We start from the raw sequence: 12,540 nt of genomic DNA on the forward strand, positions 1-12,540 counted from the left end.
GGTCTGGTCAATGCCTACCTGATTAGACCGCCCGCGTTACCTAAACTCATCGGTCCGGTCGGCAGAGGCTTCAGCTGATCTTGTTGTACAGGGCATCCCAACCCTGTGCCACGTACGAAATCGTGTAGATCGAACCGTAGAACGTGGAGCCACCCAGACTGGTGACGTTGCCCGCCTGCACTGCCGGGAGTCGCTGCCACAGCTTGCTCGCCACCAATGCCTGGTACGCGGCACTGTCCTCGTTCTCGGTGATCATGAAGCCGTCGACGCCGGCCAGCACGTCGAGGCCTTCGAGGCTGACGCCGCCCTCGGGATCGAGCCCCTCCGAGGTGGCGGTTTTGCCACCGATGTCGCCGAGCGTCATGTCGCTGGGCTTGTCGCCCTTCTCGGAGGTACGGATGCTCGTGACGTACAGCGTGTTCGTGTCCGGCATGAACGAGACACTGGCGACGGTCTTGGACGCAATCTTCTCGGCATGACGACTGCGGATGTCGGAAATCAGATTGTCGTAGTCGAGCGTCAATCGATCGAGTGTGGCCGTTCGACCGAGCCAGCCCGACAACCGCGAGAGGTTTGTGCGCCAGTCGTCGGTGAACTCTGTCGTCAAAACCGGTGCGATGGTGGACATCTCGGCCACCGGCCACCACTCGCTCTCGTAGTTCAGGCACACGATCAGGTCGGGCTCGAGCGCCAAGATCTGCTCGCGGTTGGGGATCTCCGACAGGAACGGTACCGACGAATCGATAGGCACCCACGGTGTCGCCTGGGCGTACGTGTAGCCGACGAGCGGAAGTTCCAGAGCTACAGCAGGTTCCAGATCGAGCCGCGAGTCGATCGCGACAACCCTCTTCGGATTGACAGGAATGTCGTACGTTCCGAGAGGTGTCGTCACAGAAAGCATTTCGGTTTCACCCGAACTGCTCCCGCTGTCACCGCAGGCCGCCAGGAACGCGCCCAGCCCGGCGATCCCGGCACCGAAGCCGAACTGCCGACGTGTGAGGTCCGAAACGAGGCGGTTGTCGGAGTAGCCCTCGGGAAGCAAGAGCGTGGATTGAGCGGGCATGCGTGTCGAACCTCCAAAAGAAATGAATCATCCACTGTTGCGAGCGGATAAGGATGCCCTAACAGCGTACGCAGGGAGGGTCGTCGCGATCGGCCCAGAAATAGTCGAATCAGGCCAATTCGCACCCCTTACTTGTCGAGTTTGCGCATCTCGACGAAGTAGACCGCACTGAACGCGAGGTAGGTGCCGACGATTCCGAGGACCGAGATGATCAGAACGAGAGCGAGAAACATAGCCATGATGGTCTCCACTGACACGGGTTGTTCACGATGTCGATCGAGAGAAAATGGCTTCGAACTGCGGCGCTGCGACTCGAAGCGGGGCCGAAACTTTCGGTTACACACACCACGCTAGCCCCAGGCGTCTCGAGTTTCGATGAACTCGAGGTGAACTCTCCTACGGCTACGTCACACTTTTCTGTCGGACGGTCAGTTCGGTCCGAGCACCTGTCCGGACCATTCGACCAAAGGCGTCAGTGCGCGCCACGCTGTGCGAACTTCCTTCAATGTCCTGGCGCTGTCCAGCCACGACGGGCTTGGGTAACTACGACCAGCAGTCAGCGACTTGTGACGCAGCAATTCGATCCGCGGGTGATCGACCGTGTATCCGCGAGGCGCCGTCTTGAGCTTGTCGCCGCCGATCGTGAATCCGGCCTTCTCGACGGAGGCCAGGATCTTCTCGAGCTCCGGCCCTCGAACGTCGTCGTCGACAGCCGCACGATAACGCGCGATGGTCTCCGAACTGCTGGCGTAGAAACCACCGGCCACCATCAACCCTGCCGCGTCGATCTGCACGTAGTAGCCGCAGCTCTCGGCGAGACCGACGAACGCTCCCTGGTGCGTCTTGTACGGGATCTTGTCCTTCGAGAATCGAACGTCACGATACGGCCGAAAGAGCTTGGCCGTGCCGAATTCGTCCTCCAACGCCGCGGTCAACGACGCCATCGGACGACGAACCACTTCGTCGTACGTCTCCTTGTGCGCTGCCCACCAGGTCTTGCTGTTGTCGGCTTCCAGGTCTTCGTAGAAATCGAGTGCAGCAACGGGTATGCCAGTGAACGCAGCCATGGCGTAAGCCTAGCTGCCTGTTCGGCTTTGGACCGTCTGCCCTGCACCGATGCCCGGATCGGCCCGAATCCGTAGACTGTATGGAGATGATTTCCGAAATACAAGCATGGGAACTGACCGATACCAACCGAGACTGGTTGATTCACCGACCCGTCGAGATCGCGATCTACGTGGCACTCGCAGTCGTTCTGCGCTTCGCACTGCACCGCGGGATCGATCGAATGTCGAAGCCTCGCAAGTCTCCGAACGCCAAGGTGAACGAGCGCAGATCGCAGCGAGCCCGGACCATCGGTTCGGTACTCAAATCGACGGTGTCCATCGTCATCCTGGTCTGGTGTGTGCTGCAGATTCTCGGCATCCTCGGGATCAACGTCGCGCCGTTCATCGCATCCGCCGGCGTCATCGGCCTTGCCATCGGTTTCGGTGCACAAAACCTGGTGCGTGACTTCCTCTCCGGCATCTTCATGTTGCTCGAGGATCAGTACGGTGTCGGCGACGTCGTCGATCTCGGCGACGCGGTCGGCACCGTCGAAACAGTGGGCCTGCGCGTCACCACGATTCGAGATGTCAACGGCACCTTGTGGTATTGCCGCAACGGCGAAATCCTGCGAGTGGGTAACATGAGTCAGGGTTACGCCACTGCAGTTCTCGATCTCCCGATCGCCCACAATGCGAACGTGCACAAAGCGTGTGAGGTGGCGACGCGAGCTGTCCTCGAGGCGGCAGAGTCCGAACCGATCAGGGCGGACATGATCGACAAGCCGGAGATGCTGGGAGTCAATTCGGTTACTGCCGAGGCAATTACCATTCGAGTGACGGCGCAGGTCAAGCCTGGGCGCCAATGGGCAGTCCAGCGCGCATTTGCACGCTCGGCGCTGACTGCGTTCGAAGAGCAGGGAATCGAGGCACCTTACCTGCCTGTTCTGCGCTGACGGTTGAGACGGAATCGTCTACCCTTTCCATCAATTACGCGAGCCCCCGGCGCGGTCGATACCGCCGGGGGCTCGCTGGTGCCTGAAGCATGATTCAGACGGTGGAGGTCGAGACCTCCCGATCTGCCGATCTGTTGCCAAACGCCTTGTGCAGGAACATCGTCAGTGCAATGGCTACCACGATTCCGATCAGCGGCGGGATTCCCACCTCGAACTCACCGGAAAGCCAAGCGAGGAACGCTGCGACGGCATAGACGGCCAGGTTTCGCCAGTGGACCGGCTGCGGGGTGTACCCCTCGGGGATGCCTCGCCGCCACCGGCACAGGAAGTCAGCGATGATCACGCCGCCCAATGGCGGGATGAAAGTTCCGAGCAGGCTCAGGTAGTCGACCAGATGGTTGTGCACACCGGTCAGAGCGAGCGCCGTGCCGATCACACATCCACCGATGACGAACGGGGTCTTGCGGGGCTTTCTGAACAGTTCGGCACCGGCCACTCCGAATGCGTATGCGGTGTCTGCGTTGCTCTTCCAGAGGTTTCCGAACAGCAAGACCAGGCCCCAGCCGACAAGCCCGAGGTTGTAGAGGATCAACACGAAGTCACCCTCGTGGAACGTGATAGCTCCGATGGCACCGAACAGGATCATCAATCCGTTTCCGAGGAGGAACCCGATAACGCAGGCCCACACCGCTTGTGATCCGGAACGGGCAAACCTGGTCCAGTTGGGCGCTTGCGTTCCCGCCGATACAAACGTGCCGACCACAGTGGTGATTGCGAGCGCGATCGTCATGGTCGTCTGCGGTTGAACCGAGACCAGGCCGGAGAACCCACCGACTTCCTCGAGGGACCGGAATACGACCCAGCAGGCCAACGCCAGGATCAAGGGCGTCGAGACGAGCGAGACCCAATACATTCCGCGGTAGCCGTAGCAGGCGGTGACGCACATCAAGATGCTCGCCGCGATCATCACCGACGCCCGCGCGAGATAGGACTCCCAGCCCAATGCCTGCGCGGTGAGATCACCGATCGTGCCGATGATGACTCCGTACCAGCCGATCTGAGTACCGCCCAGCAGGATCGAAGCGAGCTTGGACCCGCGAGTGCCGAAACTGTAGCGCGCCATCACAACTGTAGTCAGTCCGGTTCGGGCTCCGACGAACCCCATCATGGCGACGTAGACTCCCAAGATGGCGGATCCGGCGGCGATCACCACCATCAGTTTCCAGAACGAGAACGCGGTACCGAGCGCTGCTCCGGCCAACATCGTCGGCGTGAAGATGGTGAACCCCAACAACACCACCGCGAGCGAGAAGAACGGCTTTCGTGCATGAAGCGGAACCGGAGTGACGGGATAGTCAGGATCGACCGGGTGGCCTGGGCACTCCGAATCGCCTGCGACCGTGGCAGGTTCGACGGCGCTGCTCATACAACTTCGCCGATGTCTTCGAGCCACAGGCTCGGGCGCTCGGCCAGCATGCGGTCCATCAGTGCCACACACTCCGCGTCGTCGACGACGTCGACCTGAATTCCGCTGCTGCGCAACCATTCCTCCGATGCCTCGAAGGAACGATTTTCGCCGACCACGATTCGCGGGATCTCGTACAGGCGCGCCGTTCCGGCGCACATGAAGCACGGCGACAAAGTCGTGTAGAGGACACACTCGCGATACACCGAGGCCGGCAGTCGTCCGGCGCGCTCGATGCAGTCGGTCTCTCCATGACGGATGGCGCTGTTCATCTGGACCCGACGGTTACGTCCGACTGCGAGAACCTCGCCGCGGTGAATCAGCGCCGCGCCGATCGGCACGCCGCCCTCCTCCCAACCGATCTTCGCCTGTTCGATCGCAAGTCCGAGAAAATACTCATCGGTGTGTGCCGGATGATTCATGTGCGCTCCTGGAGTCTGACCAAAATCGTCGATTGTGGCTCGTGTCACAATCCGACCACGGTGGTAACAGCCCGACAAGGGACAACCTGTCAGTTCGGCAGAACTAGCTCTATGACGAAGTGCCCCCTCGGCGGACGATATAGAAATGCTCCCGACTCTGCGACAAGTTCTTGCGATGCCCTCGTTCAAGGCCGCCGCAATCGAGGTGCTCGCGGGCGACATCGATACCGCGGTGGTCCGCTGGGTCCATTCGTCCGAGGTGTACGAGATGGGTGGGCTGCTGTCCGGAGGTGAGGTCCTTCTGACCACGGGCCTCGGTCTCCACGGGCGGTCTCCCGAGCAGCTCACCGCCTACATCGACCAATTGGCGGACGCGGGATGCGTCGCACTCGTGATGGAAGTCGGGCGCTCGTTCCTCACGGCCCCTCCCGAACTCGTCGAAGCTTCGCGCCGACGGGGACTCGCGTTCTTGGCCCTGCACGCAGTAGTGCCCTTCGAGCGGATGGTCGAAGACTTTCACGACCTCATGCTCCGCCGCACTCTCGGTTCGGCGCAAGCGGGCGAGCCTGTCTGGCAAGAACTTCTGAGTCTCGTGGTTGCAGGCCAGGGCATGACTGCGCTGCTCGACAAAGTGTCACGACTCGCGGGGTGCGGCGTCGATCTGCTCGACGCGGATGGCAGAACCGTCGAGCGCAGCACAACCGGCGCAGAGCGATCCGAGACCGAACGCACTATCCACGACGTACGCGGCCCGACGAACTCACTCGGTCGACTTGTCCTGTGCGGGCCGGCAACCACACGCCGAACCGCCGTCGCAAACTGCGCCGCCGTCGCGGTAGCTCTGGAACTCGGCCGTCACGGCGATCTCGGCCCAAGACAGTCACTCGCCCAATCGGTGATCACCGACGTGGTGGGCGGTGTGCTCACATCGCACGGCGACTTGTCCGAGCGACTGACAGCGGCCGGGTGGACGCCGTTGTCGGAGGGGCACCACGTCCTCGTCGCCGCTGTCGACATCGATCGGCAAACCCCGGTTCGAGAGCTCGCTGACCAAGTACGCGACGCCGTGCGGGCCGTGCTCGGCTCCTGTGTCGTCGGGACTGCGGCCAATCACGTCATCGTGCTCGCGCATGGGTGGGCGTCCGCATCCCCCGCTCGAGTGCGGACTGCGTTCACCGAAGCCGACGAGCTGCTACGCCGCGGGCCGGGCGGTTCCGCGGTACGCACGCTCGGAGTGGCGACGCCGGTCGCGGATCTGTCGGGCGTCGGGGCTGCGGTCGCGCAAGCTCGCGAAGTCGTCCAGATCGCGCGGCGCTTCGGCTCCCGGACCGGAGTGATCCTCGCGAGGGACGTCGGCGTCCAACGACTGCTCGCCGCCGGAACGACACCCGCTTCGCTGTCCGTGTTCGTAACCGAGCAACTCGGTTCGCTGATCGCATACGACACAGCACATTCCGCCGACCTCGTCCGAACGCTCGACGCGTACCTCGCACATCGGGGCGGCAAGGCGAGAACCGCGGATTTCCTCGGCATTCGGCGTCAGTCGCTTTATGCACGGCTCACGCGTATCGAGAAGCTGATGGGTGTTTCCCTCGACGATCCGGCACAGGTGGTCTGCCTCGGGCTTGCGCTGACCGCATGGCGCATGCGCACCGGCCTTGATCCACAAGCAGCGTTCGAGCGTCTCCCCGGGTGAGCGACAACCTCTGCGATGATGAACGAATGACCGGAGCAGCGGAGTTGATGATCGAGATCCCTGCCGGCGAGGTGCACCTTCGGGACGACCGCAAAGGTACGTCGTGGACCTCGAAAGTCGAATCCTTCCGCCTCGCAAGCCATCTCACCACCAGGGCGCTGCTTCACGGAGATTCGTCGGACGATTCGAGCAAACCAGCGGTCGACCTTTCATGGAAGGACGCCATCGCAACCTGCAACACACTTTCGGCCGCGGACGGTCTGACACCCGCATATCGAGACGTCGACACCGATTCTCCGCAGTGGGACCGGGGCGCAACTGGCTACCGGCTCGCCACCGAGGCCGAGTGGCAGTACGCATGCAAGGCCGGCACCTCCGGCTACCGCTACGGCGAGATCGACGAGATTGCCTGGTACAGCGACAATTCAGAGGGTAGAGCGCATCCCGTCGGAACCAAGACACCCAACAACTGGGGCCTGTACGACATGATCGGCAATGTCTGGGAATGGTGCTGGGATCTCTACGACCCCGAGGTTTACGGCACGTACCGGATCTTCCGCGGCGGCAGTTGGGCCGAAAGTGAGCGCGGTTGCGGCGCTACCGTAAGGAGGCGAAGCCACCCGACGTTTGCTATCGACGACTTGGGATTTCGCCTAGCTCAGACGATCTGAGGGCAGACGGCCGAGGACTTCGAGCACAGCCTCGATCTCTTCTCGACTGCGAAGCCTAACTATCGGCAACGACGGCACATCGACAAGAACCGTGGCCATTCGCTCCTCGTTGCGTCCGTCGGTTCGCCAGGCCCAGCGCACCACGTGATCCGGATCGAACAGAATGGTATGCAGCGGCGGCTCCATGTTGCGATTCCACAACACCTCTCGCTGCAATCGCCGACGCACGGTTCGTGTGATCACCTGGCGCATCACCGTCCGCCGAGGCAGATCCAACCACAGCATCAGGTCCGCACGCTCGGCCAGAAGTCGACGCACCGCACCGTACTGCCACTCGGTCACCCAGGCCGGCTCGCTGGAAAAGCGTCGTACTTCGGTTTCGAAACTGTCGAGCGGAATCCAGCCGGGCCCGTGGAACAGCGAGTCCAGCTCAGTGTGTTCGATCTCGAGAAGCCGCCCGATTCGACCGGCGAGAGTCGTCTTTCCGGCACCGGAAGTCCCCGCGACAAGGATCTTCTGCGGACGAATCGTCAGCGCGGCGGGGTCTACGAAAGGCACCGATACACCCTAGGGGCCTTACACTTCGCAGTCCACCCATTCGATGTAACCGGTGCCGTTGATCGACGCACCGTCGAAGCTTCCCCGGTAGGTATACGCGCCGACGTATCCCTTGCCGTGACCGTAGCGCCACTCCGAGTCGATCTCGGCCTCGAACTCCACGACCGTCCTGCCGTGATCGCGTACCTGCCAACGCAGTACGCGCGGCACACGCATCTCGCGACCCTGTGGGTCGACGTGCAATGCGTCGGCGTACTCGAGCACGTCGAACTCGACGTCGTCGAAGACCTTCGCACTACCGTCGACAGTCCGAATGTAGGCGAGCTTGCACGCCGTAACCCCTAACGCTCGAACATCGGTGAGCAACAACTGATGCCGGTCGTCCAGTTGAACGATCTGGTAGGTGAAAAAGTCGGCCGGGAGCTTCCACGACTCGGGAAGCGCGCGGCGAGTCAACGATTGCGGTGTCATGCACCGCGCGTACTCGACGGTGCACGGAGCCGAAATACTCACCGGTCCATCCGGACTCGCAATTGTTCCGGAGCACTGTGCCAGCAGACTGACGTGGTCGTAGACGGGATTACGCACGAACCACGACGCTTGGTCCGTTGCCACGATCTCGAGATCGACGTCGAATGAGTCGTATCGCCCGGTGACACGGAAGTTCGGATAGCTGTTCTCGATGATCAGGTTGTCACCGAAGGCGATTCGCGAACCATCTTCTTCGAATGCACACTCATCGGCAGCGTCGTACGCCCGGTAGAAGTGATGGCCCGGCGCTGAGGTGGAACTCAGCACGGTTGCGGTGTTTCGCGCGTCTGGTGCAGCGAGATAGTCGTTGTCGAACACCACCGTCCCGGTTGCACCGATCAACGTCATGGTGTTGAGGTAACGGAGAGGCCCTGGCAGCCGGGGAACGAAGATCCCGTAGTGCGTCCACGCAAACTTCCGCGAAGCCAGGTGCGGACGCATCATGTCGGGCCGATCGAACGGGCGTACCGATTCCGCCATTCGCTTGTCGATCAGCGGTAGCGCGCCGTCCAGCAAGGCCCGAACCGCGGGTCGCCACAATCGGCGCGAGCGGGTGGCGGGAACAGGGTCGGAACGATCAACGGTTTGTCCGGTCACGCCCCTAAGTTAATGTAACCAGACGTAACAAACAAGTGTCGAATTTTCCTCGACGACCTCACACCCTGAACACCCGCGCCCTGCGCACGCGGCGAATAGCATGTGAGAATCCGCGTACCGGAACCGGTCGCAGAGAGGGCGCAACAATGCAGCACGAAGAGTCGTCGTTCACCGGAGTGGCCGGCACCAAGATCGTCTACGACGTGTGGACACCGGACCGCGAACCCACCGGGGTTCTCGTCCTGTGCCACGGACTCGGCGAACACGCGAGGCGCTACGACCATGTTGCTGCGCGGCTCGGGGAACTCGGGCTCATCGTGTACGCACCCGACCATCGCGGGCACGGACGCTCTGGCGGCAAGCGCGTTCACCTCAAGGAATTCTCCGACTTCACCGACGACGTCCACACGTTGTTCTCGATCGTGACGGCGGCACATCCCGGCAAGGACAAGTTCCTGCTCGGGCACAGCATGGGCGGCGCGATCGCCCTTTCCTACGCCCTCGACCATCAGGCCGATCTCAAAGCCCTCGCCCTGTCCGGACCTGCGGTGATCATCGCAACCGGCACTCCGAAGATCGTGATGCAGCTGGGCAAGATCGTCGGCAAATACCTCCCGGACGTGCCCGTCGAGAACCTGGAAGCTGCTGCCGTATCGCGTGATCAGAAGGTCGTCGACAAGTACAACGCCGACCCGCTGGTTCACCACGGCAAGGTTCCCGCCGGCATCGCGCGCGGCATGATCACCGCCGCGGAAGGCTTCCCGGCGCGCCTGCCCTCGCTCACCATTCCCGTACTGCTTCAACACGGCTCGGACGACCGTTTGACGGACCCGGCCGGCAGCAAGCTCGTCGCAGATCTGGCCGGCTCTTCGGATGTCACCTTGAAGGTGTACGACGGCCTGTACCACGAGATCTTCAACGAGCCTGAGCAGGAAGAAGTTCTGAACGATCTGATCGAGTGGCTGCGTCCGCGGGTCACCGGAGCATAGTCATGTCTACGTGCGGGATCCTGCTGGCGGCCGGGGCCGGATCCCGCATGGGCAAACCCAAAGCGCTCGTCACAAACACCGAGGGTCAGTCTTGGCTCCACCACGGGGTGACGACACTGCAGTCCGCAGGCCTCTCACCGGTCATCGTGGTGCTCGGCGCGCAGGCAGAGGACGCCCTCGAACTACTGCCCACCACCGATGTCATTGTGGTGATATCGGATTGGCAACACGGAATGAGCGCGTCACTGCGCTGCGGACTCGAAGCCGCCATGCGAATCGACGACGCAGATGCGGCAGCGATCTCTCTGGTCGACGTCCCGGACCTCAACGCCGACACCGTGACGCGGATCGTGGGTCAGATTTCCCCATCACGAAACATACTGCGAAGAGCTGTCTTTCACGGAAGACCCGGCCATCCCGTCCTGATCGGACGCGACCACTGGCCGACGCTTGCAAAGTCACTCACCGGGGACGGCGGCGCCAACACCTACCTACGCGAACACGGGGTCGAGTTGGTGGAGTGCAGCGACCTCAGCAGCGGCGTCGACGTCGACTATCCCGAAGCCTGATCGCACGTCACAATCCTCCCAGGTGGTGGGTGTCCGTATTCGGTGTAAAGATGGCCCGATGAAACGTACCGTCGCCGCCCTGCTCGACATCGAGATCGACGAGGCGACCAACCTGGAGTTCAAGATCGCGGTGACGCGCGCGCCGGGTGTCGAACTGCTGGAAACGATGTCGTTCGTCCATGACGGCAATCCGCTCGAACCCCGCGAGATCACCGCCGAACACGGTACCCGGATTCACCTACTCGACTGTGCCCCAGGCAAACTGATCGTCAGCTACGACGCAACCGTCATCGGCCGCGCAGAACCGGCGTCGGTCAGCGACTACGACGTGTCGAAATATCTGCGCCCCAGCCGGTATGCCGAGGCCGACAAGTTCTTCGGTTTTGTCGCCGGGCAATTCGATCTCGCCACTCCCCCGGCCGAACTCCTCCTCGCAGTCACTCGCTGGGTGAGTACACATTTGAGTTATGTTCCCGGCACCAGTCGCGGCACCGACAGTGCGGTCGACACCTTGCTCGCCGGCGCCGGAGTGTGCCGCGACTACTCGCACCTGACCATCTCACTGCTGCGCGCCGTGGGGATTCCCGCTCGACTGGTGGCCGTCTACGCGCCGGGCTGCGATCCGATGGATTTTCACGCCGTAGTCGAAGCCAATATCGACCACGTCTGGCGCGTGGTCGATGCAACGCAGTTGGCGCCGCGCAGCAATCTTGTGCGCATCTCGACCGGCCGAGATGCCGCAGACACAGCCTTCCTCGACAATCACGGCGGTTCGATCACGTTGCATGCCTCGGAAGTTCGCGCAGTCGTCGACGGCGTTCTCGACAACGACGACTACGCAACACTCACATCGATCGGCTGAAAAGCAGCGTCAGGCGCTGATCTGGTTCTGCGAGGCCATCGTTCGCTCGAGGAACTTGATCGTGAGATCGACGATCGCCTTCCCCTCCCGAAGAGCTTTCCCGATCACCGGGAAAGCATGGATCTGCCCACTCCAGATGTGCGTTTCGACGGCTTGTCCTGCCTTGATCAAGTTTTCGGTCATGATCTCGACGTCCGGACGCATCAGTTCGTATTCGGCGGACACCAGGAACGACGGCGGAATCAGACTGGCGTCGGCGTTGATCGGCGACTGCGCACCAGGAATCTCGTCCGGCCCCTCGAGCCACCGGTCCTTGAGCTTTTCCACCTGTGACATCGGTAGGTAGGCATCACGTTTCATGAAATCGGGATCATGGTCCTCGAGGTTCACGTTGAGAAGAGGGGAATATCCCACCACGGCAGCGGGCCGCGTGATTCCGCGCAGTGCGGCAATTTCGGCGACCTTCATGGCCAGGTATCCGCCCGCCGAGTCACCGGCAACCACAATCTTGTTCGGGTCTTCGGCTGTCTCGAGCAACGCGGTGTACGCGGCCATTGCGTCCTTGACGGAGGTGCCGATGGAACCTTCCGGCAGCTGGCGGTAGCGCACGGAGATCACCGGTACTCCGGCCTTCGCAGAGAGCAAACCGCACAGTGCCCGGTGCGTTGCCAGACCGCAGAAGACGAATCCCCCTCCATGGAAGTAGAGGATCGTGGCGCCGGCCAACTCGCCCTGCGCTTTGCGTGGATGCTGCACCTTCTCGCTGGGCACACCACCCAGCGTGAAAGGCTCGATATCGAGGTTCTTCGGCTTCGGCAGTTTGTCCGCCATCGCGTCGAGTCGCTCGAGTTGGCGGATACCACGTTCGGTGGTCGGCCACAGGGTGAACATCGGCTTCACGAACGTCCTGGTCAGGCAGAAGATAACCCGCGCTCGCGGACTCACGTTCCAATGCCATACCGTCGAATCTCGCGTCCGCATAGCGTCCTCCCAGGTCAAGCCGTTTTGTGCATTTGAGTTACACATACTTGTCGGCTGCTGATGTGAACGATAACTGACGCTGCGTCAAAATGACACGACGGGTATGGATCAATTGCTCGAGCGTGTGCAAGTTCTGG

The 12,540-nt window shown here is 61.9% G+C and carries 13 protein-coding genes; 6 read left to right on the forward strand and 7 right to left on the reverse strand.

Going from position 1 to position 12,540, the window contains the following annotated elements; translation table 11 throughout:
• Window positions 1–70: 70 nt before the first annotated feature.
• Together A0W34_RS25570 and A0W34_RS25575 are read right to left on the reverse strand one after the other, a co-directional pair.
• On the reverse strand, window positions 71–1,063 hold the full coding sequence (locus A0W34_RS25570; protein ID WP_081558482.1) for an ABC transporter substrate-binding protein: 993 nt from the start codon (window positions 1,061–1,063) through the stop codon (window positions 71–73).
• Between the two features lie 428 nt (window positions 1,064–1,491).
• Window positions 1,492–2,130 carry a DUF2461 domain-containing protein gene (locus A0W34_RS25575; protein WP_003939783.1) on the reverse strand — a complete coding sequence of 213 codons (639 nt, stop codon included), beginning with the start codon at window positions 2,128–2,130 and terminating at the stop codon, window positions 1,492–1,494.
• A gap of 80 nt (window positions 2,131–2,210) precedes the next feature.
• Between A0W34_RS25575 and A0W34_RS25580 the strand changes: the two genes are divergently transcribed.
• Window positions 2,211–3,062 (forward strand): mechanosensitive ion channel family protein, encoded by an 852-nt coding sequence (locus A0W34_RS25580; protein ID WP_007729990.1) that lies wholly within the window; start codon window positions 2,211–2,213, stop codon window positions 3,060–3,062.
• Between the two features lie 94 nt (window positions 3,063–3,156).
• Here the strand turns inward: A0W34_RS25580 and codB are convergent, their stop codons facing one another.
• Both codB and A0W34_RS25590 read right to left on the reverse strand, forming a co-directional pair.
• Window positions 3,157–4,488: a cytosine permease gene (gene codB / locus A0W34_RS25585; RefSeq protein ID WP_081558483.1), complete on the reverse strand. Its 1,332-nt coding sequence runs from the start codon at window positions 4,486–4,488 to the stop codon at window positions 3,157–3,159.
• A complete protein-coding gene (locus A0W34_RS25590; protein WP_003940577.1) occupies window positions 4,485–4,949 on the reverse strand; it encodes a nucleoside deaminase in 465 nt (154 codons plus the stop codon). Before A0W34_RS25590 ends, codB begins: the two co-directional genes overlap by 4 nt.
• Before the next feature lie 175 nt (window positions 4,950–5,124).
• Here A0W34_RS25590 and A0W34_RS25595 point away from each other — a divergent pair, with 175 nt between their 5' ends.
• Both A0W34_RS25595 and A0W34_RS25600 read left to right on the forward strand, forming a co-directional pair.
• Window positions 5,125–6,645, forward strand: a complete 1,521-nt coding sequence (locus A0W34_RS25595) for a PucR family transcriptional regulator (RefSeq protein WP_232329926.1) — start codon at window positions 5,125–5,127, stop codon at window positions 6,643–6,645.
• 26 nt (window positions 6,646–6,671) lie between these two features.
• The gene (locus tag A0W34_RS25600) at window positions 6,672–7,316 is read left to right on the forward strand and encodes a formylglycine-generating enzyme family protein (RefSeq protein WP_063316032.1); all 645 of its coding nucleotides are present in this window, start codon (window positions 6,672–6,674) and stop codon (window positions 7,314–7,316) included.
• Here A0W34_RS25600 and A0W34_RS25605 read toward each other — a convergent pair.
• Window positions 7,299–7,874, reverse strand: coding sequence for a hypothetical protein (locus A0W34_RS25605; RefSeq protein ID WP_064073890.1), 576 nt, complete (start codon window positions 7,872–7,874; stop codon window positions 7,299–7,301). The two genes, A0W34_RS25600 and A0W34_RS25605, sit on opposite strands and share 18 nt — an antisense overlap.
• 18 nt (window positions 7,875–7,892) lie before the next feature.
• Entirely contained in the window at window positions 7,893–9,002 is a 1,110-nt protein-coding gene (locus A0W34_RS25610; protein WP_081558485.1) for a DUF6670 family protein, read from the reverse strand.
• A gap of 146 nt (window positions 9,003–9,148) precedes the next feature.
• Here A0W34_RS25610 and A0W34_RS25615 point away from each other — a divergent pair, with 146 nt between their 5' ends.
• Genes A0W34_RS25615 through A0W34_RS25625 form a run of 3 tightly spaced genes read left to right on the forward strand, consistent with a single transcriptional unit; the run spans window position 9,149 to window position 11,422 of the window.
• Window positions 9,149–9,991: an alpha/beta hydrolase gene (locus tag A0W34_RS25615; RefSeq protein ID WP_019745522.1), complete on the forward strand. Its 843-nt coding sequence runs from the start codon at window positions 9,149–9,151 to the stop codon at window positions 9,989–9,991.
• Window positions 9,992–9,993: 2 nt separating this feature from the next.
• Entirely contained in the window at window positions 9,994–10,560 is a 567-nt protein-coding gene (locus A0W34_RS25620; protein ID WP_007729982.1) for a nucleotidyltransferase family protein, read from the forward strand.
• 58 nt (window positions 10,561–10,618) lie between these two features.
• Entirely contained in the window at window positions 10,619–11,422 is an 804-nt protein-coding gene (locus A0W34_RS25625) for a transglutaminase-like domain-containing protein (RefSeq protein ID WP_081558486.1), read from the forward strand.
• A 9-nt stretch (window positions 11,423–11,431) separates the two neighbouring features.
• Here A0W34_RS25625 and A0W34_RS25630 read toward each other — a convergent pair whose 3' ends face one another.
• Window positions 11,432–12,403 carry an alpha/beta hydrolase gene (locus A0W34_RS25630; RefSeq protein WP_030536535.1) on the reverse strand — a complete coding sequence of 324 codons (972 nt, stop codon included), beginning with the start codon at window positions 12,401–12,403 and terminating at the stop codon, window positions 11,432–11,434.
• Window positions 12,404–12,540: the final 137 nt, after the last annotated feature.

Source organism: Rhodococcus sp. BH4 (assembly GCF_002079265.1).
GTDB lineage: Bacteria > Actinomycetota > Actinomycetes > Mycobacteriales > Mycobacteriaceae > Rhodococcus_F > Rhodococcus_F qingshengii.